At 63.8% G+C, this 23,786-nt stretch carries 22 protein-coding genes; 11 read left to right on the top strand and 11 right to left on the bottom strand.

Annotation, left to right across the window (positions count from 1 at the left end):
• Window positions 1-31 precede the first annotated feature (31 nt).
• The 5 genes from tsaE (at window position 32) to trxA (ending at window position 9,382) form a co-directional block, all read left to right on the top strand.
• Window positions 32-1,546, top strand: coding sequence for a tRNA (adenosine(37)-N6)-threonylcarbamoyltransferase complex ATPase subunit type 1 TsaE (gene tsaE / locus ACQK2M_RS02905; protein ID WP_425416554.1), 1,515 nt, complete (start codon window positions 32-34; stop codon window positions 1,544-1,546).
• 2 nt (window positions 1,547-1,548) lie between these two features.
• Entirely contained in the window at window positions 1,549-2,283 is a 735-nt protein-coding gene (locus ACQK2M_RS02900; RefSeq protein ID WP_425416553.1) for a nucleotidyltransferase family protein, read from the top strand.
• Window positions 2,284-2,343: 60 nt separating this feature from the next.
• Window positions 2,344-5,475 carry a double-strand break repair protein AddB gene (gene addB, locus ACQK2M_RS02895; RefSeq protein ID WP_425416552.1) on the top strand — a complete coding sequence of 1,044 codons (3,132 nt, stop codon included), beginning with the start codon at window positions 2,344-2,346 and terminating at the stop codon, window positions 5,473-5,475.
• Window positions 5,468-8,974 carry a double-strand break repair helicase AddA gene (addA, locus tag ACQK2M_RS02890; protein ID WP_425416551.1) on the top strand — a complete coding sequence of 1,169 codons (3,507 nt, stop codon included), beginning with the start codon at window positions 5,468-5,470 and terminating at the stop codon, window positions 8,972-8,974. Before addB ends, addA begins: the two co-directional genes overlap by 8 nt.
• A gap of 84 nt (window positions 8,975-9,058) precedes the next feature.
• Complete coding sequence (gene trxA, locus ACQK2M_RS02885) at window positions 9,059-9,382, top strand: thioredoxin (protein WP_223477656.1); 324 nt, start codon at window positions 9,059-9,061, stop codon at window positions 9,380-9,382.
• 52 nt (window positions 9,383-9,434) lie between these two features.
• Here the strand turns inward: trxA and ACQK2M_RS02880 are convergent, their stop codons facing one another.
• The 10 genes from ACQK2M_RS02880 to ACQK2M_RS02835 all read right to left on the bottom strand — a co-directional run bounded on the left by ACQK2M_RS02880 (window position 9,435) and on the right by ACQK2M_RS02835 (window position 17,690).
• Window positions 9,435-10,814, bottom strand: a complete 1,380-nt coding sequence (locus ACQK2M_RS02880) for a bifunctional folylpolyglutamate synthase/dihydrofolate synthase (RefSeq protein WP_425416550.1) — start codon at window positions 10,812-10,814, stop codon at window positions 9,435-9,437.
• A gap of 25 nt (window positions 10,815-10,839) precedes the next feature.
• A complete protein-coding gene (gene accD, locus ACQK2M_RS02875) occupies window positions 10,840-11,787 on the bottom strand; it encodes an acetyl-CoA carboxylase, carboxyltransferase subunit beta (protein WP_425416549.1) in 948 nt (315 codons plus the stop codon).
• A 42-nt stretch (window positions 11,788-11,829) separates the two neighbouring features.
• Window positions 11,830-12,669 (bottom strand): tryptophan synthase subunit alpha, encoded by an 840-nt coding sequence (gene trpA, locus ACQK2M_RS02870; RefSeq protein WP_223477658.1) that lies wholly within the window; start codon window positions 12,667-12,669, stop codon window positions 11,830-11,832.
• On the bottom strand, window positions 12,666-13,091 hold the full coding sequence (arsC, locus tag ACQK2M_RS02865) for an arsenate reductase (glutaredoxin) (RefSeq protein WP_425416548.1): 426 nt from the start codon (window positions 13,089-13,091) through the stop codon (window positions 12,666-12,668). Before arsC ends, trpA begins: the two co-directional genes overlap by 4 nt.
• Window positions 13,088-13,336, bottom strand: coding sequence for a hypothetical protein (locus tag ACQK2M_RS02860; RefSeq protein ID WP_425416547.1), 249 nt, complete (start codon window positions 13,334-13,336; stop codon window positions 13,088-13,090). The genes arsC and ACQK2M_RS02860 overlap by 4 nt, the downstream gene beginning before the upstream one ends.
• Window positions 13,333-14,553: a tryptophan synthase subunit beta gene (gene trpB, locus ACQK2M_RS02855; protein WP_425416546.1), complete on the bottom strand. Its 1,221-nt coding sequence runs from the start codon at window positions 14,551-14,553 to the stop codon at window positions 13,333-13,335. The genes ACQK2M_RS02860 and trpB overlap by 4 nt, the downstream gene beginning before the upstream one ends.
• Window positions 14,554-14,557: 4 nt before the next feature.
• Window positions 14,558-15,220, bottom strand: a complete 663-nt coding sequence (locus tag ACQK2M_RS02850; protein WP_425416545.1) for a phosphoribosylanthranilate isomerase — start codon at window positions 15,218-15,220, stop codon at window positions 14,558-14,560.
• A 94-nt stretch (window positions 15,221-15,314) separates the two neighbouring features.
• Window positions 15,315-16,079 carry a M48 family metallopeptidase gene (locus ACQK2M_RS02845; RefSeq protein WP_425416544.1) on the bottom strand — a complete coding sequence of 255 codons (765 nt, stop codon included), beginning with the start codon at window positions 16,077-16,079 and terminating at the stop codon, window positions 15,315-15,317.
• A 121-nt stretch (window positions 16,080-16,200) separates the two neighbouring features.
• Window positions 16,201-16,671 (bottom strand): DUF2852 domain-containing protein, encoded by a 471-nt coding sequence (locus ACQK2M_RS02840; protein WP_223477664.1) that lies wholly within the window; start codon window positions 16,669-16,671, stop codon window positions 16,201-16,203.
• Window positions 16,672-16,910: 239 nt separating this feature from the next.
• Window positions 16,911-17,690: an alpha/beta hydrolase gene (locus ACQK2M_RS02835; protein WP_425416543.1), complete on the bottom strand. Its 780-nt coding sequence runs from the start codon at window positions 17,688-17,690 to the stop codon at window positions 16,911-16,913.
• Between the two features lie 180 nt (window positions 17,691-17,870).
• On the opposite strand from ACQK2M_RS02835, the gene infC reads away from it, so the two are divergent.
• Window positions 17,871-18,407 (top strand): translation initiation factor IF-3, encoded by a 537-nt coding sequence (infC, locus tag ACQK2M_RS02830; RefSeq protein ID WP_223477720.1) that lies wholly within the window; start codon window positions 17,871-17,873, stop codon window positions 18,405-18,407.
• A 56-nt stretch (window positions 18,408-18,463) separates the two neighbouring features.
• Here the strand turns inward: infC and ACQK2M_RS02825 are convergent, their stop codons facing one another.
• Window positions 18,464-19,090 (bottom strand): class I SAM-dependent DNA methyltransferase, encoded by a 627-nt coding sequence (locus tag ACQK2M_RS02825; protein ID WP_425416542.1) that lies wholly within the window; start codon window positions 19,088-19,090, stop codon window positions 18,464-18,466.
• 227 nt (window positions 19,091-19,317) lie between these two features.
• Here ACQK2M_RS02825 and rpmI point away from each other — a divergent pair, with 227 nt between their 5' ends.
• From rpmI to pheT, 5 genes are all read left to right on the top strand, one after another.
• Window positions 19,318-19,518: a 50S ribosomal protein L35 gene (gene rpmI, locus ACQK2M_RS02820; RefSeq protein ID WP_223477667.1), complete on the top strand. Its 201-nt coding sequence runs from the start codon at window positions 19,318-19,320 to the stop codon at window positions 19,516-19,518.
• Between the two features lie 31 nt (window positions 19,519-19,549).
• On the top strand, window positions 19,550-19,951 hold the full coding sequence (gene rplT / locus ACQK2M_RS02815) for a 50S ribosomal protein L20 (RefSeq protein ID WP_223477668.1): 402 nt from the start codon (window positions 19,550-19,552) through the stop codon (window positions 19,949-19,951).
• A gap of 124 nt (window positions 19,952-20,075) precedes the next feature.
• Window positions 20,076-21,164, top strand: coding sequence for a phenylalanine--tRNA ligase subunit alpha (gene pheS / locus ACQK2M_RS02810; protein WP_425416541.1), 1,089 nt, complete (start codon window positions 20,076-20,078; stop codon window positions 21,162-21,164).
• Window positions 21,161-21,313, top strand: coding sequence for a hypothetical protein (locus ACQK2M_RS02805; RefSeq protein ID WP_425416540.1), 153 nt, complete (start codon window positions 21,161-21,163; stop codon window positions 21,311-21,313). Before pheS ends, ACQK2M_RS02805 begins: the two co-directional genes overlap by 4 nt.
• A 3-nt stretch (window positions 21,314-21,316) precedes the next feature.
• Window positions 21,317-23,725 (top strand): phenylalanine--tRNA ligase subunit beta, encoded by a 2,409-nt coding sequence (gene pheT, locus ACQK2M_RS02800; protein WP_425416539.1) that lies wholly within the window; start codon window positions 21,317-21,319, stop codon window positions 23,723-23,725.
• The last annotated feature ends 61 nt before the right edge of the window (window positions 23,726-23,786 follow it).

Here is a 23,786-nt window from a genome sequence, read left to right as displayed (position 1 = left end):
CGGCATCGAGCGTGGCATCGGAAACCGCCCCGTGAAACAGTCCTTTCCGTCCGAAGAAGCCCTGACGCGTTTTGCGCAGGATGTCGCCATGGCCCTCAAGCCGGGCGACTGTTTACTTCTCCGTGGCGATCTCGGTGCCGGCAAGTCCACTTTCGCGCGCGCGGCCATCCGGATGCTCGCCGGTGATCCGGCAGGCAAGCTCGAAGTGCCAAGTCCGACATTCACGCTGGTTCAGACCTACGATCTCCGCCTGCCGGTATCGCATTTCGATCTCTATCGGCTCGGCGATCCAGACGAACTCGACGAACTCGGCCTGACGGATGCGCTGGCCGAAGGCGTCGCGCTTGTCGAATGGCCGGAACGCGCCGAATCCCGCCTGCCTGCAAACAGCATCCTGTTCGAAATCGAGGAAACCGGCGAAAGCGCGGATGGCCGCGAAGTGACGTTAACCGGTCCGGTGGAATTCATGGCGCGGCTGGAGCGCAGCCTATCCATGCGCGCGTTTCTTCAAGCGCATGGGCGCGGCGACTGGTTTCGCCGTTTTCTCCTCGGTGATGCGTCAACGCGCGCTTATGAAACTGTGGAGCGTGGAAGCGATCTCCTGATCCTGATGAACGCGCCGCGCCGCCCGGACGGACCTCCGGTACGCGACGGCAAGCCCTATTCGCAGATCGCGCATCTCGCCGAGGACATCCTGCCCTTTGTCGCGATAGGCCGACACCTTGCCGAGGCGGGTTTTCGGGCGCCGCAAATCCATGCCTTCGACCTGGATCAGGGTTTCGTTCTTCTGGAGCACCTTGGGTCTGACGGCGTGCTGGACGAGAACCGTATGCCTCTGCCAGACCGCTACGCGGCGGCAGTCGATTGTCTCGCCGCGATGCATGCGCGGGATTGGCCGCATCGACTGGAAGTCGATGGAAGGGCATATGCCATCGCGGATTTCGATCGTGACGCCTTTCTGATCGAGACCGAGCTTCTGACGGACTGGTATCTGCCCCGCATATCCGGCACGAAACCGTCCGCCGACGCGGTGGCGGCGTTCCGCGACCTCTGGATGGAACTGTTCGCCATCGTGGATGCGGGCGAGAAGACCTTGCTCATGCGTGATTTCCACTCGCCCAACATCATCTGGGACGGCTCGGCCGAGGGTGTGGCGCGGATCGGGCTGATCGATTTCCAGGACGCGATGATCGGTTCGACCGCTTATGACGTTGCGTCTATCATCCAGGACGCACGCGTCGATATCCCGTCCTCGCTGCAGAACACGCTGCTCGACCGGTATTGCGCGGCGCGAACCGCGCAGGGCGGTTTCGACGAGGCGGCGTTCCGCCTCGCCTTCGCGATCCTCGCCGCCCAGCGGGCGACCAAGATCCTCGGCATCTTTGTGCGTCTCGACGAACGGGACGGCAAGCCCGCCTATCTCGGCCACATTCCGCGCCTGCAGGCCTATCTGCGCGAAAGCCTCGCCCACCCCGCTCTTGCCGGGCTCGCGGCCTGGTACGACAAGTACGGCATCCTCGACGCCGGGATCGGACCGCGGCAATGAGCATGCGCATCAAGACAGCGATGATCCTGGCGGCAGGCTTCGGCAAGCGGCTGCGTCCGATCACGGAGACGATCCCGAAACCTCTTGTTCCCGTTGGCGGGCGCAACATGCTCGACCGCAGTCTCGATCTCGCCGAAGCGGCGGGTGTCGAGAATGCCGTGGTCAATGTTCACTACCTCGCGGATCAAATCGTCGGGCATTGCCGCGCCCGTGCCCATCCGCCTGTGACGATCAGTGACGAGACGGACCGGATCCTCGAAACCGGCGGCGGGGTCGTCAAGGCGCTGCCGCTGCTGGGAAACGATCCCTTCCTGCTGCTCAATGCCGATACGTTCTGGATCGAATGGGGAGCGCCCAACCTTGCTGCCATGATGGCGGGTTTCGATCCGGCGCGGATGGACATCCTCCTGATGCTTTGCCAGCTGAAAGACACGACAGGCCACGCGGGCGGCGGGGATTTCGAGATGGATGAAGAAGGCCGCCTGACGCGGCTTGCCGACAAGACTGATCCGGCGGGCCTGCTCTATGCTGGCGCGACGATCTACAATCCCGCGATCTTTGACGGCGCGACCGCCGAACCGCATTCGCTCAACCTCTATTACGATCGCGCGATCGCCAAAGGCCGCCTGTTTGGTCACGTGATGGCCGACGGGCACTGGTTCACGGTCGGCACGCCGGAGGCTCTTCCGGCGGCGGAACGCAAACTGGAACAATTGCAGGCACAGCGCGCCGATTGACCGGTCCTGCCCGGCCATGGAAACTGTGCCCGGATTCGCTTCCCGATCGAAAGAACTGTCTTGGCCGGATATGTCCATCCACGCGTCTATTCCGTTGCACCCGGCATAGCCTTCCTGCCGGCGGTGACACGCGCGCTCTGCGATGGGGATCTGGTGCCGGGCTTCAGCCCTGGCGGCGATCCGTTGCGATTGTCCACCGTATCGATCTATGTGCCGACGCGCCGCGCCGCCCGCGAGATGCGCTCGGCCTTTCTCGACCATCTCGGCGGCGAGACGATTTTGCTGCCGCATATCCGCCCGCTTGGCGAATTCGACGAGGATGTCGATTTCTTTGAGAGCGGTGAGACGGGCTTTATCGACATACCGCCCGCCATCGACAGCACAGAGCGGCTCCTGTTGCTCGGCACGCTGGTTCGGCAATGGACGAAGCATTTGAAGGTCGATGTAGAGAGGCTTTATGGCGGCGAAGCCATCGAGACGCCGGTCTCGACCGCCGACGCATTTTGGCTGGCGCGGGATCTCGCCGCGCTGATGGACCAGTTCTCCACAGGTCAGGTGCCTGTTTCCGAGATTTCCGGCCTCGAAACGGCGGAACTGTCGGAGTGGTGGAAAGTCACTCTCGCCTTTCTGGAGATCATGCGCCGTGAATGGCCGGATATTCTGGCCGGGCGGGGAGCGCTCGATCCGGGCGAACACCGCAATCGCCGGCTCCTCGCCGAGGCGGCGCGTCTGGCGCGCAATCCGCCGAAAGGGCCGGTTATCGTCGCCGGTTCGACGGGCACGATTCCCGCGACCGCCGAATTGATTGCAACCGTTGCCCGGCTGCCGTCGGGCGCGGTCGTCCTGCCGGGTTTCGACGGTGCGATGGACGACGCGTCGCGGGCGCTGCTGACCGGCGATGAGGATATCGCCTCCGTTATCGGTCATCCGCAATATGGGCTCTACAAGCTCGTCGGACGGATCGGGATCGCACCTGAGCAGGTCGAAACGCTGGGCCGCCCCGAATCCGCTTCATTGGCCGCGCGGCGACTGTGGGTGTCGGAAAGCTTGCGCCCATCGCCGGTCACCGACCGCTGGACCGAAACGCGCCGGGAGGTCGCGGATATCGCCTTCGACGATGTCGCCTTGCTGCAGGCGCCGAACGAGCATCTGGAGGCGGCGTCGATCGCTGCGGCGCTGCGCGAGGCAGTCGCCGATCCGCAGGCGACCGCGGCGCTCGTGACTCCGGACCGGGAACTGGCGCGTCGCGTCGCCGCCGAACTGGCGCGCTACGGCATCGCTGCCGCCGATACGGGCGGCACGCCGCTGGCATCGACCGCGCAGGGCCGCCTGCTCGAACTCGCATTGGAGACCGTGTTCAATCCCGGTGACCCCGCCGCGCTCCTCGCTCTCCTCAAGCATCCGCTTGTGGCGCTTGGCGCGACGCCGGACGATCATGCGGCATTGGCCAGCCTGTTCGAAATGGCGATCCTGCGCGGCGGAACCGGACGCATCGGGCCGGACAGCCTTGTCACGCTCGTGGAGAAGCGGAAGAAGGAGCACGCCCGCGAGGACGAGGATGGTGTCTATCTCCCGCCGTGGCTGGCGGCCCTGACGTCAGACGATCTCGACCGCCTGACGCAATTCGCCGCGCGTATCGAAGCCGGACTGGCACCGCTTGCAGACCTCGTCGCACGACATGGTTCCGTCCCGCTCGATGCGCTTGTCGCCGCGACGATACGCGTTCTGGAGACATTGGCAGGCGACGAGACCGGCTTTCACGATCCGCTCTATGATGGCGAATCCGGTGCGATGCTGCGGAATTTCCTGTCCGGGCTCGTCGCCTGCGATGTACCGCTGTTTCTCGAGCCTGACGACTGGCCGCAGGCGGTGCGCGCTTTGATCGCCGATCTTGCGGTCAAACCCGCGCCGGGCGGACATCCGCGCATTTCCATCTGGGGTACGCTGGAGGCGCGTTTGCAAACCGTCGACCTGATAATCCTTGGTGGCCTCAATGAGGGCGTCTGGCCGCGCCAGACCCAGAATGACCAGTTTCTGACGCGCGGCATGAAGGAAGGTCTCGGCCTCGAACCGCCGGAACGCCGGATCGGCCTCGCTGCGCATGATTTCCAGATGGCGATGGGCCAGAAACGAGTGATCCTGTCGCGGTCGGAACGCGCCGACGGCGCGCCCTCCATTGCTTCGCGCTGGCTGCAAAGGCTCATGACCTTTGCCGGCGAAGAAACCGTCAAGTCGATGAAGTCTGCCGGCGATCGCTATCTGGGATTCGCACGCACCATGGAGGCCGGGATAACATCACGACCGGCGCCGCGCCCCTGTTTTGCCCCGCCGTTGTCGGCGCGTCCGAAATCCCTATCCGTTACGGAAGTCGAGACCCTTATCCGCGATCCCTATGCGATCTATGCGAAGAAGGTTCTGAAATTGCGCCCGGTCGAGGAACTGGTGCGCGATCCCGGTGCGGCGGAACGCGGTTCGCTGTTCCACGCGATCTTCGAAACCGCGGTTACCGAAAAGATCGATCCGTTTGCGCCCGACGCGCTGGAACGTACGCTTGCCGTGGCGCGCCGGCTCTTCGATGCGGAGGAACTGCCGCCGGACATCCGCGCGACATGGTGGCCGCGCGTCGAGACCGCAGTCGCCGGACTGGTCGAGTGGGAAGCGGAGCGCTTCGTTTCGGCTGGAGACCGCCACGCCGAGGTCAAGGCGGTTCCGACGGAAGTCGGGCCGACCGGTATCCGCCTGACGGGCCGCGCCGACCGCATGGATGTCAGGCCCGGAGGAGGCGTCGACATCATCGATTTCAAGACCGGATCGCTGCCGAGTGCCCGCATGGTTGCCGCGCTCCTCGCGCCGCAATTGCCCTTGGAAGGCGCATTGTTGAGACGTGGCGCCTTCCTGGGCCTTCGCGAAGCGGACCCTGCCGCCATGGCCTATGTGCAGGTCGGCGCGAAAGGCGCGGTGACGGAAAAAGACGTCCTGAAGGGCGACCGGGAAAACGGGCCGATCGATCCGGTCGACATCAGCGAACGCGCCTGGGAGAAGCTATTGGCCATGCTGGCGTATTACGGAGCCGAAACAACCGGCTACCTCTCGCAGCGCATGCCGCAGAAGAGCTTCGACCGCACGGGCGACTACGATCATCTCGCCCGCGTACAGGAATGGCGTACATCCGAAGGGACCGGCGATGAGTGAGGCACCGCGCAAGGTTCTGCCGGACACCGACACACTGTCGCGCCAGAAGATCGCCGCCAGCCCGGAACGGTCGGTCTGGGTGTCGGCCAATGCCGGCTCGGGAAAGACCTATGTGCTGGCCACGCGCGTGATCCGGCTTCTGTTGTCGGGAACGGACCCCTCCCGCATCCTCTGCCTGACCTACACCAAGACCGCCGCCGCCGAGATGAAGGACCGCGTTTTCAAGCGCCTGGGCGAATGGGTCACCATGCCGGAAGCGGAGCTGCGCGACGCGCTGGCGAAGCTGGAGGACCGCACGCCGGATCGCGACAGGATCGCTTTCGCCCGCTGCCTGTTTGCCCGGGCGCTCGAGACCCCCGGCGGGCTGAAGATCCAGACCATCCACGCCTTCTGCGACGCGCTGCTGCATCGCTTCCCGCTTGAAGCCAACGTGCCCGGTCATTTCGAACAGCTCGACGAAGACATGATCGCGGCATTGATCGGCGAGGCACGCGCCGAGATGTTGTCGCGCATCGACCGCGGCGATGGCGCGGAGACTGCCGAGGCGTTCCGAACCGTCATCGACCTTGCCGGGGAAAGCGGCCTCGACAGGCTTCTCGACGAGGCGGTCGGCAATCGCTCGAAGCTGACCAATTTCCTGCGTGGCCTTGGAGTACACGGCGAGCGCGCGGTTTTCTACCGAGAGATCTTCGGATTCCGGCCGGATGACACGCCGGACCGCTTCGCTGCAGATGCGGTCGAAAAATTGCGCGCCCTTGCGCCCGTCATGCGTGACGTCCTCGATGCGGCCGCCGGTGTGTCCACGAAGACCGGGCGCAATTTTGCGCAGGGCTTTCTCGATGCGCTCGGCGCGACGGACCCCTTTGACCAACTGGAATCGCTGTTTCTCAAGAAGGATGGCGAGCCGCGTTCGACGGGCAATCTGATCAAGGACAAGGCGGTGCAGGCCGTGCCGGGTTTCGAACCGGCCCACGCCGAAGCCTTGGCGGCCGTCATAACGGCGCGCGACCGGTCGGCGCTGCTCGCCCAGATCGAAAACACGCTCGCCGCATTGACGGTGATCGACAGGCTGTTAGCCGGCTATGAAGCGCTCAAGCGGTCACGAGGCTATCTCGATTTTGACGATCTGATCGGCCGTACGGCCAGCCTGCTTGCGCGACCCGATGTCGGCGCGTGGGTGCGCTACAAGCTCGACCAGGGCATCGACCATATTCTCGTCGACGAAGCGCAGGATACGAGCCCCGAGCAGTGGGCGGTCATTCGCGCGCTGTCCGACGAGTTCTTTTCAGGCGAGGCTGCGCGCGAGGTGACGCGGACCCTGTTTGCGGTCGGTGACGAAAAGCAGTCGATCTATTCCTTCCAGGGCGCCAACCCGAAGCTGTTCGGCGAGACCGGCGATGCAGTGCGGGACCTCGCCAAAGCCGCCCATGGCGAGGACGCGTTTCGTGACGTGCCGCTGGAAACGTCCTTCCGCTCGACGGAGGATGTGCTTACAGCCGTCGATATCGTGTTCGAATCGGAAACGAACAAGCGCGGCGTCGCCTATGGCCGCAGCGAGATCCGGCACAAATCCTTGCGAAGCGGCCAGCCGGGACGGGTCGAGGTCTGGCCGCTGGTGCGCGACGAGGATGGCGGCGAACAGGAAGACTGGACCGCGCCAGTCGATATGCCGCGCCCCGCCGCAGTCACGGTCGCCGAGCGGGTCGCCGCGACGATCGCCGGATGGATCGAGTCGGGCGAGAGGCTGGAAGGGACCGGCAATCCCGTCACGGCCGGCGACATCCTGATCCTTGTCAGGAGCCGCGACGGGTTCATCGCCACCCTGTCGCGCGCGCTCAAGGAGAAGGGCGTGGATGTCGCGGGTGCGGACCGGCTCAAGATGACGGACCATATCGCGGTCCTTGACCTGCTTGCCGTCGCCAAATTCGTGCTCCAGTCTGCCGACGATCTGTCGCTTGCCGCCCTGATCCGCTCGCCGCTGTTCGACCTCTCCGAGGAAGCCCTGTTCCGCCTGGCCCACGATCGGGGCGATGCGACCCTGTTCGAAGCACTCGCGGATATGGCGGAAGGTGATGCGGTGCTGCGTGATGTTCACGCCACGCTTGCGCGCTGGCGGGAGCGCGCAGGGCACCTGCCGGTCTATGAGTTCTACGCGGAGATCCTCGCGGCCGAGCGCGGCCGTGAAAGGCTGGTCGGCCGGCTCGGACCGGAAACGCCCGACATGCTCGATGAATTCATGCGCTTCGCGCTCGCGCAGGAGCGAGCCGGTCTCCCGTCGCTGCAGAACTTTGTCTCCGTTCTGGAGTCGGCGAGCCCGGTCATCAAGCGCGAGATGGACCCGTCGCAGAAACAGGTGCGCATCATGACGGTGCACGGCGCCAAGGGTCTCGAAGCGCCCGTCGTCTTCCTGGTGGATCGTGGTGCGCCGCCACACAGTTCGCGCAATACGGGTGCATTTCTCGACGTCGAATCGGAAAGCGGCGTCGAAGCCGTCCTGTGGAACGGCGCAAGCAACGTGAAATCGGGAGTGGGTGAAGCGGCAAAGGCGAAGGTCGCGCTTGCCGCCGAAGAAGAATATCGCCGGCTGCTTTATGTCGGCATGACGCGAGCCGCCGACCGCCTGATCGTTGCCGGCTATGCCGGTCCGCGCGGTGGCGGCGACGAAACGTGGCGCGCCGTCGTCGAGCGGGCCCTGGAATCACGGTCTCAACCGGTCTCTTATCCGGACTTTGAGGCGCTGCGCTTCCAGGCCACCGAAGCGGCGCCGGTGGCGCCGCCATCCGGCGATGAACCGGAACCGCCCGCTTCGACCGCGCTTCCCGGATCGTTTCGAGACAAGGTTCCCCCGGAACCGCCCCTGCCGCGTCCACTTTCGCCCTCCGGCGCGTCGGGCATCGCTATCGAGCGCGAACGGGACACGGCCGAAGCCGCTGGCGCGCCGTCGCTTCTTGCGCCGGGAGGTGGCGAGCCGCCCTCGCTCGCGGTGCGCCGGGGCATCGCCATGCACCGGCTTCTGCAGATGCTGCCATCCGTGCCGCCGAAAGAGCGGCGCGACAAAGCTGCCGAATATTGCCGGCGCTTCGAGAGCCGCTGGACGTCGGAGGACATCGGCAAGATTCTCGACCAGGCTTTCGCCATTATCGACGATCCGGCCCATGCCCTCCTGTTCGGCGAGAACACGGCCGCCGAAGCGCCCGTGATGGGAACATTGCGGTTGGGTGGCGAGGACCGCGCGATCTCTGGCGTGATCGACCGAATCGCGGTGGAGCCGGGTCGCGTCCTGCTTGTCGATTACAAGACGAATGCGTTTCCGCCGGCCGACGCGTCGGATGTGCCCGATGTCTATCTGCGCCAGATGGCGCTCTACCGGGCGCTCGTCGCGCCGCTCTACCCGGACAGCGCCATCGAGGCGAAACTGCTTTATACTGCGGGCCCTCGAATGATCGCATTGCCGCCCGCGATCCTCGATGTTGCGCTCGCCTCGTTCACGCAGCTTTGACCCTGCGGCAAATGTTGCGCTGGTCTTGAATCAGCGTCGATGATACCCAGATGCAGACGGACTTTTGAGACAAGGAGTGCCGACATGGCGACCGTTAATATCGACAACAGCAATTTTCAGAGCGACGTTCTCGGGTCTTCCGAGCCGGTCGTGGTGGATTTCTGGGCCGAATGGTGCGGCCCGTGCAAGATGATTTCGCCTGCACTTGAGGAAATCTCCGCGGAGATGGAAGGCAAGGTGAAGATCGCCAAGGTCAATGTGGACGAGAACCAGGATCTCGCCGTGCAGTATGGCGTGCGCTCGATCCCGATGCTGCTCATGTTCAAGGACGGCGAGATCGCCGACCAGATGATCGGCGCCGCGCCGAAGGCGCGTCTGATGGACTGGATCAAGAACGCCACCGCCTGAAGGGCGACCGTTTCCGAAAATCGAAATCAGCCCGGTTTCGGCCGGGCTTTTTTCATTCCGGCGGCATCCCGTTGTCGCGCAGCACCTCGCCAGCGAGATAGAGCGACCCGCCGATCAGGACGCGCGGCGGCGGCTCAAGCCTGTTCCAGCCCTCGCCGAGCAATCTCAACACTTCCTCGACATCCTTCATCGGCTGGGCCGTCAGCCCGGCTTCCTCCGCGCTTCGCGCCAGCGTTTCGGGATCGAGTCCTGCATCGTTGAAATGAACCGGTACGGTGAAAACATGCCGCGCCATGCCCTCGAAGGCGCGGAAATAGCCGCGCGCATCCTTGCCGTCGATCATGCCGGTGATCAGGAAAAGCGGACGCTCGATACGGTCCTGCATTCCGGCCAGCGTCTCGGCGATCATCATCGCAGCATGTGGATTGTGGCCGCCATCGAGCCACAGTTCCGAGCCGCCGGGCAAGAGGGCGGGCAGGGGCCCTTCGATCAGGCGCTGCATGCGTCCGGGCCATTTGATGTCGGTCAGGGCGCGCTCGGCCGTCTCGAAATGAATGTCGAAACCCGCCGTCGCGACCGCGGCCAGCGCAGTCGCCGCGTTGGCGATCTGGTGGCGACCCGGCAGTTTGGGCAGGGGCAGGTCCATCAGCCCGGCCTGGCTCTGGAAAACCATGCGCCCATGTTCCTCGAATGCGAGGAAATCCTGGCCGTAGACCGCGAGCGGACAGCCTCTGCGTTCCGCCGTGTCGATCAGCACCTCTCGGGCGACGTCATTGTCCTGTGCGCCGATCACCACCGGCACACCCGGTTTCATGATACCGGCCTTTTCCATGGCGATCAGTTCGATCCGGTCGCCGAGATAGGCTTCGTGGTCGAGCCCGATCGGCATGATCACGCTGACGGCGGGAGTGCTGATCGTGTTGGTCGCGTCGAAACGGCCGCCCAGACCGACCTCGACGATCGCGGCATCCGCCGGATGTTCGGAAAACAGCACGAACATGACGACTGTCATGATCTCGAAGACGGTGGTGGGTTCGTCGCCATTGACCTCGGCGACGCGGCGGATGGCGTCAGCGAGCACCTCGTCGTCGACGAACTGTCCCGGACCGTCCGTGCGGCCCATGCGGAAACGTTCGTGCCAACGCACGAGGTGCGGCGAGGTGTGGACATGCACCGACTTGCCGTCCGCTTCCAGAAGGGCGCGGCACATCGTGGCGCATGATCCCTTGCCGTTGGTGCCGGCGATATGGATCACCGGCGGCAGCTTGTCCTGCGGATTGCCGAGCCGGTCGAGCAGGCGATGGAGACGGTCCAGAGACAGGTCGAATCCCTGCGGGTGGACGGTTTCCAGTCGCTCGATTTCGCGTTTTGCCGCGCCACCGGCGCCGTTTCCGGCAATCGGGTCGGATCGGCGCTGTGCCGGTATCGTCAAGTCGGTGTCCGATCGTCTGGGCGGGTCAGGATGCGTCCGCTGTTTCGGGCGCGGCCTCGGCTTCCTGTGGCGGCTCCTCGGCCTTGGCCTCCGGCTCCGGCGCGGGCAAGCTTGGGGTGGCCGCGGGCTGTTTCATCAGGATGCGCAGCAGCCGGGCGATGGTCGGCCGCAATTCGTGGCGGTGCACGACCATGTCGACCATGCCGTGTTCGAGCAGGTATTCGGACCGCTGGAAACCTTCCGGAAGCTTCTCGCGGATCGTCTGCTCGATCACGCGCGCGCCCGCGAAACCGATCACCGCGCCCGGTTCGGCGATGTGGATGTCGCCGAGCATGGCGTAGGACGCCGAGACGCCGCCGGTCGTCGGATTGGTCAGCACGACGATATAGGGAAGCCCGGCTTCCTTGAGCATTTCGACCGCGACGGTGGTGCGCGGCAGCTGCATCAGCGAAAGGATGCCTTCCTGCATGCGCGCGCCGCCGGAAGCCGCGAACAGCACCATGGGCCGTTTCTTCTCGATCGCGGTCATGAAGCCTTTGACGATCGCCTCGCCCGCCGCGATGCCAAGCGATCCGCCCATGAAGTTGAAATCATGCAGGCAGGTGGCGATCGGCATGCCTTCGAGCGACCCCAGCGCATTGACGATCGAATCGTCGAGCCCGGTCTTCGCCTTGTTCTCGCGCAGCCGGTCCGTGTATTTCTTCTGGTCGCGGAAGCGCAGCGGATCGACCGGCACTTCGGGATTGTCGAGGACCTCGTAAACGCCGTTGTCGAAGAAATGTTGCAACCGGTCGCGCGCCGAGATCTTCATGTGATAGCCGGATGACGGCACCACCCACTGGTTTGCCTCGAGATCGCGGTGGAACACCATTTCCCCGGTCTCGGGACATTTGATCCAGAGGTTTTCCGGCATTTCGCGCCGGCCAAGCATCGAGTTCAGCCGCGGACGGACGTAATTGGTGATCCAGTTCATGGGATTTGTCCCGTTTTATCCAGTCAGGCCAATGTGGCGCGTCTATCCGGCGGCTTCAAGGCGCGAGGCGCGAACGCCCGCCGCGAGCCCGCCGACCAGCGTTGCGACCGCTTCCACCGTATCGGTGGTGGCGCGATTGTCCTTGTCGAGCGTATTGGCCACGGCCTGCACGATGGCTGTGCCGACAACGACGCCGTCGGCATCGCGGCCAATGACCTTCGCCTGCTCCGCGGTCTTGACCCCGAAACCGACACAGACCGGCAGGTCCGTATGGTTCTTGATCCGGGTGACCGCGTCGGCGATCTTCGAGGTGGAGGCGATCGCGCCGCCGGTGATCCCCGTCATGGAGACGTAATAGACGAAGCCCGACGTGTTCTTGAGAACCGCCGGCAGGCGCTTGTCGTCGGTTGTCGGCGTCGCGAGCCGGATGAAGTTGATATCGGCCGAAAGCGCCGGAATGCAAAGCTCATCGTCCATTTCCGGCGGCAGGTCGACGATGATCAGACCGTCCACGCCGGCTTTCTTCGCATCCGCCAGGAAGGTATCGACGCCGTAGATATAGATCGGATTGTAGTAGCCCATCAGGACGATCGGCGTGTCGTCGTCGGTCTCGCGGAACGTCGCGACCATCTGGAGCGTCTTTTTCAGCGTTTGCCCGGCTTTTAGCGCGCGCAGGCCCGCAGCCTGGATCGCCGGCCCGTCGGCCATCGGGTCGGAAAACGGCATGCCCAGTTCGACCACATCCGCGCCGGCGGCCGGCAGTTTCTTTAGGATGGCGAGCGAGGTGTCGTAATCCGGGTCGCCGCTCATCACGAAGGTGACGAGGGCCGGGCGGCCTTCTTCCTTCAGCTTCGCGAAACGGGCATCCATGCGTGCAGTCATGTTCTGTCGTCCTTTGTCCGGGCCGCGACGCGCTCCCCGTCTTCTTTCTCAAATGCGCCGACGCCCTCTGCATTCGGCAAAATGTCGAGTACCTTCTCCGACGGCCGGCAAAGCGCCGCGCCCAGCGGTGTGACCACGATGGGTCGGTTCATCAGGATCGGGTGTTCGACCATGAAATCGATCAGTTCGTCGTCACTCCATTTCGGGTCGTCGAGCCCGAGCTCGTCATGGGGCGTGCCCTTGCGGCGCAGGATCTCGCGGACCGGAAGTCCGGTCGCGCCGATCAGTTCGACGAGCTTTTCGCGTCCGGGCGGTGTCTTCAGATACTCGACCACCTCCGGCTCCTCGCCGGATGCGCGGATCATCGCCAGCACATTGCGCGACGTACCGCATTTCGGATTGTGGTAGATCGTCACGCTCATCCGTCGGCGGACTCCCGGATCGTGATCGTCACATTGAAAGCGTAGAACCCGTTCTTTGCGATACGCGAGACGGCTTCCCTGGGATCGAAGGCGATGCGTGGCTCGCCGTCGTCGGGGACGCGCGTCAGGAATTGCAGGTTCTGGCTCGTACGCACGCCCTCGGCGTTCTCGCGCGTGTCGCCTTCCTCGATCGCCACATAGTGCAGCGGGTTCTGTTTCGACTGATAGATCTCGAACGCGGTCAAAGGTCGTGCCCCAGTATTTTGCCGACCGTGAAGACGTCCTTGTCGCCGCGTCCGCACAGGTTCATCACGATGATCTGGTCCTTTCCCATGGACGGAGCGCGCTTGATGACCTCGGCGAGTGCATGAGAGGGCTCGAGCGCGGGGATGATGCCCTCGATGCGGCAGAGGAGCTGGAAGGCATCCAGAGCCTCATCGTCCATGATCGGCACATATTCGCAGCGGCCCGAATCCTTGAGCCAGCTATGTTCCGGCCCGATGCCCGGATAGTCCAGACCGGCGGAGATCGAGTGTCCGTCCTTGATCTGGCCGTCGCCATCCTGCAGCAGATAGGTGCGATTGCCATGCAGCACGCCCGGCGATCCCGCCGTCAGCGAGGCGCAATGCTCCTCGCCGGAAAGCCCCTTGCCGCCCGCTTCGACGCCGACGATCTGGACATCCTTGTCGTCGAGGAACGGGTGAAACAGGCCGATCGCGTTGGAGCCGCCACCGACCGCGGCAACGAGCATGTCGGGCAGTCGTCCCTCGGCCTGCATCAATTGCTCTTTGGTTTCCTGACCGATGACCGACTGGAAATCGCGCACCATCTCCGGATAGGGATGCGGGCCGGCGGCCGTGCCGATCAGGTAATAGGTGTCCTCGACATTCGTCACCCAGTCGCGCAGCGCCTCGTTCATCGCGTCCTTGAGCGTGCCGTGGCCGGAGGTCACCGGGGTTACTTCGGCGCCGAGCAATTTCATGCGGAAGACATTCGGGGCCTGCCGCTCGACATCGGTCGCGCCCATATAGACATGGCACGGCAGGCCGAAGCGGGCCGAGACCGTTGCGGAGGCCACACCGTGCTGTCCGGCGCCGGTCTCCGCGATGATCCGCGTCTTGCCCATGCGGCGCGCCAGGAGAATCTGCCCGAGGCAGTTGTTGATCTTGTGCGATCCGGTGTGGTTCAGCTCGTCGCGCTTGAAATAGATTTTCGCGCCGCCGAGATGCTCGGTCAGCCGCTCAGCGAAATAGAGCGGTGACGGTCGGCCGGTATAATGCGTGTTGAGCGACTGCAATTCGGCCTGGAATTCCGGATCGTCCTTGGCTTTCGCCCAGTGATCCTGAAGGTCCAGGATGAGCGGCATCAGCGTCTCGGCGACGAAACGGCCGCCGAAAATCCCGAACATGCCCTGTTCGTCGGGTCCGGTGCGAAACGAGTTGGGTGAAGGCGGCTTGTTCATGGCGTCACTCCCGATTGCGGGTCTCGCCCGCTTGCGCCGCCTTCAGGAAGGCGGCGATCCTGTTGATGTCCTTCACGCCCGGCGCGCTTTCCACGCCCGACGAAACGTCGAGGGCCCTGGCGCCCGAAACCGCCAGTGCTTCCGCTACGTTTTCGGGATCGAGACCCCCGGAAAGCATGTAATTCACCTTACCGTCAAGCGCCGCCAGCAGGGACCAGTCGAAGGAGACGCCGTTTCCGCCCGGAAGCGCCGAATTCGCCGGCGGCTTCGCGTCGAACAGAAAGCGGTCCGCGATGCCGTAATAGGGCTCGATCGCGTCCAGGTCCCCGGCTTCGCGGATGGAAAACGCCTTCATCACCGGCAGGCCGAATTTCGCACGCACATCGGCGACGCGTGTCGGGCTTTCCTTGCCGTGTAGCTGCAGCATGCCGGGCTCCACCGTGGCGACGATGTCGGCCAGTGTCGCGTCGTCCGCATCGACGGTGACGGCCACGGGTATCGCCAGCCGCTGCCGCGCCCGCACGGAAAGATCGCGCGCGACTTCGGCCTCCACGTGGCGCGGGCTTTTTTCGAAGAAGATGAAGCCGATATGGTTCGCGCCACCGTCAAGCGCCGCATCGACCGCTTCCTCCGTCTTCAGCCCGCAGATTTTGATGTCCAGTGCCATGCGGGGGAAATAAGGGGACGGCGGCCAAGAGTCGAGACGCGAGTCGGGGAATATGATCCGTCTTGATGCGAAACGTTGCGCCGCGCGTGCGCCCTCAGTCTTTTTCGAATCCGATCGCCTGCAGCGCCGAGCCGTTCTTCTTCAGCCATGCCTTGCAGCGTTTGGTGTCCGGGCAGAGTTCCTCGCACAGCGCCCAGAACTTCGGTCCGTGGTTCATGTGCCTGAGATGCGCCACCTCGTGGGCGACGAGATAGTCGATCACCGGGCGGGGCGCCATCATGATGCGCCATGAAAACGAGAGGTTGCCTTCCGACGAACAGGAACCCCAGCGGCTGACCGTGTCCTTGTAGCGAATGGATTTCGCATTCCTGCCGATGGTTTTCGTGTGTTTTTCGACCAGGGCGCCGATTTCGGCTTTCGCTTCCTTCTTCAGATGGTCGGCAACGCGGCGGGGCAGATGGATGTGCTCGCCGCGCACGATCAGTTTCGCGCCGTCCGCATCGCGCACCGCCTGTGTGACGCCGCGCCCCGGCTCGTGCACGATCTCGTGGTTGACGCCCCGGATCGGCACCTTGATGCCCGGACGCACCTGCGGCCGGTCGGGGATCGTGCCGATCTTTTCCTCCAGCCAGTCGCGGTTGCGGAACAGGAAGCGCTCGACCTCGAGCATCGGCACGCCGACGGGCGTCGTGACCGTTAGCCCCTGTGCGCCCGGCCTGATGCGCAGCGTCAGGCGCCGGGCACGCGGGTTTTCGGCGATCCGGAGCGGCAAGGTTCGCCCGGCCACCTCATGCGTGAGGTGTTGCACGGCCTTGCCGTCCGCTCCGACGGATTTCTTGCGCATGAACCCGAATCCCATGCTTGGGATTTAGCCGATTCTCGTGTCGGGAGGATAAAGAAAAAAAGCCCGCGGTTTGGAAAACCGCGGGCTGGAGCCATGGAGGTCAGTTTGGAGGTCAGACCGAGATTAGGCTCGAAAGTCAGCCGTGATCTGTGACATTCGGCACAGAGGGACCATGATTGTTGCCATTGTCGCCATTGTTGTGGCGGCTCGGACGTTCGCGCATGAAGCGGTCGAACTCTTCCTGGTCCTTTGCACGACGCAGTTCGCGCATGTAGGAGTCGAACTCCTCGCGCATCGTGTCGAGCTTGCGGCGTTCTTCTTCCAGGCGCTTCAGTTCCCCTTCGCGCCAGTCGTCGAAGGCCACGTTGCCCGTACGGGCATGGTAGTGGGCATGCCGGCCGCGGCGTTTGCGGCCGATGCCGCTGCAGCCCCGGAATACTTCGTCGGTTTTCATGTTCACGTCCCTCTTGAAGTCGTCGAGCCTGTCGCCCCACAGGATATAGGCCAGCATCGCCAGGCCGAGCGGCCAGAAGATGATGAAACCCAGAACCATCAGCGCGATCGTCGCGGGTGTCCAAGCCGGGCGGATCAGAGCGGTTTGTGTCATTCGCTACCCCTTTTCGAGTTCAAGGCGGCGGTGGTCGCTGCCTGCAAACGAGGTGGGTACGCTCAAGATATTTTGCAAGTTGAAAAGCCCGGAGTTCCGGGCTTCCGAGGGCAACTCACTGGAGTTTTCTCCACACGGGACGCGATGAAAAATTTTGTTCTTGAGCCGCCGAAAGGCTGTTTTGACCGTCGAAAACAGGACGTGAACAGGCCGTGCGGCGCGCCTGGGCCGCTGGCCGGTCAGCGCGTCGCGCGGATCCGTTCGACCATCGCCGTCACGGTGCGGGCGAGAAGGTCGAGGTCCTGCGGCCGTGAAAGCCGGTGATCGCCGTCCTTGATCATGGTCAGCGCCGCGTCATCCCTGGACAGGAATTCCATCAATTTTTGCGCATGCGTGTAAGGTACGTCCGGGTCGGCCATGCCCTGCAGGATGTGCACCGGGCAATGCGTGTCGAGGGGCTCGACCATGACGCGGTTGCGCCGCCCGTCCTCGAACAGCGCCTTGGTGAAGATGTTCGGATCCGGCGAATATTCGCTGAATTCCTCGAAATAGCCCTTCGTTTCCATGTCGGCGCGCTCCTTTTCCGTCAGTTCCGGCTCCATCAGCTCGTGCGTGAAGTCCGGCGCGGGCGCGAGCAGCACCATCCCGGCGATCCGGTCGTCCGGACCGCCCCTGTTGAGCTCCTGCACCATTCGGAGCGCGATCCACCCGCCCATCGACGAACCGATGAGGATCTGCGGACCTTTCGTGTAGCGTTCGAAGACGGCGATGCTCTCGGCCAGCCATTTCGAGATCGTGCCGTCGGTGAACGCGCCGCCCGATTCTCCGTGGCCCGAATAGTCGTGGCGCGTATAGGCGAGGCCGAGATCTCCGGCCAGCTGGTCGAGCCGCTCGGCCTTCGTGCCGAGCATGTCGGAGCGATAGCCGCCGAGCCAGACGAGGCCGGGAACGCCGCCGGAACGGTGCCGTACCGCGATGTCGACACCGGAAACGTCGAGTTTTTCGGGCTGTTCGGTCATCGCGGTCCTCTCCTTTGGCTTTGCGCCGTGTTTTGCGCGGCTCGGCGCCCTATGTGAAGCCCCATGCCGTACGATGATGATTTTTCTCGTGGGCCGTGCTATTGACTCGGCGCCGGGAATCCCGACATTGCGCGGACTTCCCATTGAACTCGTACCGAAACAGTACAGGAGACAACGACCATTCGCCGTCCATTCCGAGCCCCTCCGGCTCAAAAAACAGGCCCGACCGCCAATCGCGACATTCGCGACCCACAGATTCAGTTGATTGACGCCGAAGGCGAGAACCAGGGCGTCACGGATACAGCCGAAGCCCTCCGGGTCGCGGAAGAGGCGGGGCTGGATCTCGTCCTGATCGTCCCGAACGCCAATCCGCCCGTTGCCAAGATCGTCGATCTGGGCAAGCTCAAATACGAACAACAGAAAAAAGCCGCCGCCGCGCGCAAGAAGCAGAAGACCGTCGAGATCAAGGAGATCAAGATGCGTCCCAATATCGACACCCATGATTACGAGGTGAAGATGAAGGCGATGCGCCGCTTCTTCGACGAAGGCGACAAGGTCAAGGTGACGCTGCGTTTCCGCGGCCGCGAAATGGCGCACCAGTATCTCGGCATGGAACTCTTGCAGAAGGTCAAGGGAGACACAGACGAGATCGCCAAGGTGGAGGCCGAGCCGAAGCTCGAAGGCCGCCAGATGATGATGGTGCTCGCGCCCCGCTGAGGCCGCGACCATTGCTGACATTGTGAAAGCGGGCTTCGGCCCGCTTTTTTGTGCGGTCAGGCGATTTTGTAGGCGCTGATCACCCAGCCGGTCAGACCGGTCCCGGGAATGTGTTCGCCGTGCTCTTGCTCGCGGATGGTGATTCGGCCGAGCGTTGCCAGCGCATCGAGTTTCGCGATCAGCGACCCCTCCCGGTAGAATGTGTCGTTCAGTCCGATCACCAGCGCGCCGCCGGGCCGGATAACCCGCAAGATGTCGTCAAGCGCATCGGCCCGGACATGGCCGAACGAGAACACGCCGACACAGGCCGCGGCCCTGTAGGTGTCGTCCGGCACGTCCATCGGCGGTTCGTTCAGATTGGTCTCGAACAGTCGGCGATAGGTGCCGGTCTTTGCCGCCTTGGCGAGCATGCCGGAAGAGAAATCGCAACCATCCACGGTCTCGAAACCGACGCTGCACAACGCCAGCCCGGACATGCCCGACCCGCAGCCGACATCGAGAACGGCACAGCCGTCGGGATCGGCCATCAGGCGCAGAGTTTCGGCGCAACGCGCCGGCTGGCGATAGCTGTTCTCCGTCAGCTCATCGTCATAGATCTCGGCCCAACTGTCGTAGAATGCCCTGGTTTCGGCATCGCTCTTGACGGTATAGGCCGTCGAAAGAAACCGTCTCTTCTCAGCCATTGTGACATTGCCCTCTCACAACGGTCTCCAATGCTTGCATTCCGGCCGCTCCGAGTCTATAGAGCTGCGTCCCGAACGGTCCGGCAGGGCATGCCGTGTCCGTTCCGAATGCAAGAACAGCGCACATCGTTCGACGGCCGGGCCCGCTTCGCATGAGTTTCATGCGGCAGGCGGAATTTGCGGCAAGTCTCGTGAAGCAGCGATGGCGCACAATAACGGAGAGCAAAATGCCCAAGATGAAGACGAAGTCTTCCTGCAAGAAGCGCTTCAAGATCACGGCTACTGGCAAGGTCAAGGTCGCTGCCGCCGGCAAGCGCCATGGCATGATCAAACGGTCCAACAAGTTCATCCGCGACGCGCGCGGCACCATGGTGCTCGCCGATCAGGATGCGAAGATCGTCAAGAAGATGATGCCCTACGGCGACTGAGCCGTCACGACCCGAACCAGGAGATTAGATCATGGCACGTGTAAAACGCGGCGTGACAGCCCACGCCAAGCACAAGAAAGTCCTCAAGCAGGCGGAAGGCTTCTACGGCCGCCGCAAGAACACCATTCGTACCGCGAAGGCCGCTGTCGACAAGTCGAAGCAATACGCCTACCGCGACCGCAAGACCCGCAAGCGGAATTTCCGCTCGCTGTGGATCCAGCGCATCAACGCCGCCGTGCGCGAGCATGGCCTGACCTATGGCCGTTTCATCGACGGCCTGAACAAGGCCGGCATCGAGATGGACCGCAAGGTCATGTCCGACATGGCGATCCACGAGCCGCAGGCGTTCGAGGTACTGGTCGGCAAGGCCAAGGAAGCCCTTGCCTATCTCAAGGACACTACGCCGAACGCGTTTGAAAGCGCTGTCCGTTAAGTCAGCGCTTTCTCGACCGAGACCCTGAGAAACCCGCGCTGGCTGGTCCAGACGCGGGTTTTTCTTTGACCTTTCACATCGCGCGGCTAAACAAACCCGCGCAACCGCAAACCGGAAATGCGACATGCTTCAGGAACTCGAAAGCCTCGAACGAAAACTGATGGACGAGATCGCCGCCGCGGCTGACGAACCGGCCATCGAGGCGGTGCGCGTCGGTGCCATCGGCAAGAAGGGCTCCGTGTCGGAACGGCTGAAGACGCTCGGCAAGATGACGCCGGAGGAGCGTCAGGTCATGGGCCCGGCGATCAACGGCCTGCGAGACCGGATCACCCAGGCGATCGCCGCGCGCAAGACCGAACTGCGCGATGCCGCCATCGAGGCGAGGCTGGCGACCGAGACTGTCGATGTCACTTTGCCGGTACGCCCCGCGCCCGCGGAAACCGGTCGGATACACCCGATCACCCAGGTCACCGACGAACTGACCGCGATCTTCGCCGACATGGGCTTCTCGATCGCCGAGGGGCCGGATATCGAGACCGACTACTACAATTTCACTGCGCTGAACTTCCCCGAGGGCCATCCGGCCCGCGAGATGCACGACACTTTCTTCTTCAACGCGAACGAGGAGGGCGAGCGCAAGCTCCTGCGCACGCACACCTCGCCGGTGCAGATCCGCACCATGGAAACGCAGAAGCCGCCGATCCGCATCATCATTCCGGGCAAGACTTACCGGCAGGATTCGGATGCCACCCACTCGCCCATGTTCCATCAGGTCGAGGGACTGGTGATCGACCGCCACGCCAATGTGGCCAATCTTAAATGGGTGCTGACGGAATTCTGCAAGACCTTCTTCGAGGTCGAACACATCGCCATGCGTTTCCGGCCGTCCTTCTTCCCCTTTACCGAGCCGTCCATGGAGGTCGATATCCAGTGCGACCGCTCCAAGCCGGGCGAGGTGCGCTTCGGTGAGGGCAATGACTGGATGGAGATTCTCGGCTGCGGCATGGTCCACCCGAATGTGTTGCGCATGAGTGGGCTCGATCCCGACGAATTCCAGGGCTTTGCGTGGGGCATCGGCATCGACCGCCTCGCCATGCTGAAATACGGCATGCCGGACCTGCGCGCCTTCTTCGACGCCGATGTGCGCTGGCTCAGCCATTATGGCTTCCGCCCGCTCGACATGCCAACGCTGTTCGGGGGGCTGAGCGCGTGACGTCTTTGCCGCAGACCCTGCACGGCACGGAGACCTTCTCTTTCGGCGACAGCCCGAAATGGCGCGATGGCGGCTATGCGCCGGACATGGAACTTGTTTGCGAGCGTTTTCGCCTCGTCGAAACGCTCGAAACCGACACGGATGACTGAACGATGAAATTCACCCTTTCCTGGCTGAAGGAACATTTGGACACCGACGCCTCGCTTGACCAGATCGTCGAGCGGCTGACGAATATCGGCCTTGAGGTCGAAGCAGTTGACGACAAGGCTCAGTTCAAGCCGTTCGTGATCGCGAAGGTTCTCACCGCCGAGCAGCATCCCGACGCCGACCGCCTGCGGGTCCTGTCGGTGGACACCGGTGACGGCATGCCGGTCCAGGTCGTCTGTGGCGCGCCCAACGCGCGTGCGGGCCTTGTGGGCGCTTTCGCGGCGCCCGGCGCTTACGTGCCCGGTATCGACGTCACGCTTTCCGTCGGCAAGATCCGCGGTGTAGAGAGCCACGGCATGATGTGTTCTGAACGCGAATTGCAGATGTCGGATGCCCATACCGGCATTATCGACCTGCCCGAGGATGCGCCGGTCGGCACATCGTTCGCCGCTTATGCGGGCCTCGACGATCCGGTGATCGAAATCGGCCTGACGCCGGACCGCGCCGATTGCACAGGCGTTGCGGGCATCGCGCGCGATCTCGCGGCCGCCGGTCTTGGCACGCTGAAGACGCCCGAGGTCGAGCCGGCCGCTGGCGACGGCGCTTGCCCGGTCAAGGTGACCATCGAGGATGCTGACCTTTGCCCCGGCTTTGCGCTGCGCATGGTTCGCGGCGTCAAGAACGGACCGTCGCCGGCCTGGATGCAGCAGCGCCTGCTCGCCATCGGCCTGCGCCCGATCAATGCGCTGGTCGACATCACCAACTACATCACGATGGATCGCGGCCGTCCGCTGCATGTCTTCGATGCCGGCAAGGTCGCGGGTAATCTGGTCGTGCGCCGCGCGAAGGAAGGCGAGAAGGTTCTCGCGCTGGACGAGCGCGAATACGAACTGACGCCGTACATGTGCGTCATCGCAGACGACAACGGCGTCGAATCGATCGCCGGCATCATGGGCGGCGAACATTCCGGCTGCGACGAGAACACCACAGACGTGCTGATCGAGTCGGCGCAGTGGAACCCGATGAACATCGCCCGCACCGGTCGCGATCTCGGCATCATCACCGATGCGCGCTATCGCTTCGAGCGCGGCGTCGATCCGCAATTCATGGTCGACGGCATGGAAATGGCGACGGAACTCGTGCTCGACTTCTGCGGCGGCACGCCGTCCGAGCCGGAGGTCGTCGGTTATGAAGCCTATACGCCGAAAGTGATCGATTTCCCGTTCACCGAAGTGAAGCGCCTCGTCGGCATCGAAGTGACGTCGCAGGAGCAGATCGACATCTTCAAGCGCCTCGGGTTCGGCGTCGAGGGATCGGGCGTCGAGGCGAAGGTCACGGTGCCGTCCTGGCGCATGTATGACGTCGAGGGCAAGGCCGATCTCGTCGAGGAGATCATGCGCATTCACGGCGAGAACAATATCGACCCGCAGCCGCTGCCGAGCCATGGCGCAGTCAATGCGAAGATCCTGACGACGTTGCAGATCCGCACGCGTCTCGCCAAGCGCGCGCTGGCCGTGCGCGGCATGATGGAATCGGTCTCCTGGTCCTTCATCCCGGCGGAGCATGCGGAATTGTTCGGCGGCGGCAGCGCCGCGCTGAAACTCGCCAATCCGATCGCTGCCGACATGTCGGACATGCGCCCTTCGCTGCTGCCGGGCCTGCTTGCAGCCGCGCAGCGCAACGCCGACCAGGGCGTCGGCGATGTCGCGTTGTTCGAGGTCGCGGCGACTTACGAGGGCGACACGCCGGACGCGCAGCGCCGCGTCGCGGGCGGCATCCGGCGCGGCACGGCAGCGCTGACCGGAGGCGGTCGCCACTGGGCTGGAAACGGCGAGGCGGTCGGCGTGTTCGACGCCAAGGCGGATGCGCTCGCGGCGCTTGAAGCCTGCGGCGCTCCGGTCGCCAATCTCCAGATCGAGCGCGGCGCGCCCGGCTGGTATCATCCCGGCCGTTCCGGCGTCATCAAGCTCGGCCCGAAGGTCGTGCTCGGCCATTTCGGAGAGTTCCATCCGCGCACGCTGGAGGCGCTCGACGTGTCCGGCGCGCTTTGCGGCTTCGAGGTCTTCATCGACGCCATTCCCGAACCGAAGAAGAAGCCGACCCGCACCAAGCCGAAACTGGAAATCTCGCCTTTCCAGATGCTCAGGCGCGACTATGCCTTCGTGGTCGACCGGGACACCCCGGCGGCGACCCTCGTCCGCGCTGTCTCCGGAGCCGACAAGAAGCTGATCACAGGCGTCAATGTTTTCGACATCTTCGAGGGCGCATCGCTGGGCGAGGGCAAGAAGTCGGTGGCGCTGGAAGTCTCCATCCAGCCGACGGACCGCACGCTCACCGACGAGGATCTCGACGCACTGTCGACGAAGATCGTCGAGAATGTCGGCAAATCGGCAGGCGGGGTGCTGCGGGGCTGATCCGCCGGCTTTCCCGCGTTCCGTTTCCGGAATAGTCTTCTCCCGAACTCCGGGAGAAGAC

This window comes from Oricola indica (assembly GCF_965227485.1).
In the GTDB taxonomy this organism is placed as follows: Bacteria; Pseudomonadota; Alphaproteobacteria; order Rhizobiales; family Rhizobiaceae; genus Oricola; species Oricola indica.
This window is presented reverse-complemented; position numbering and strand designations above follow the sequence as displayed.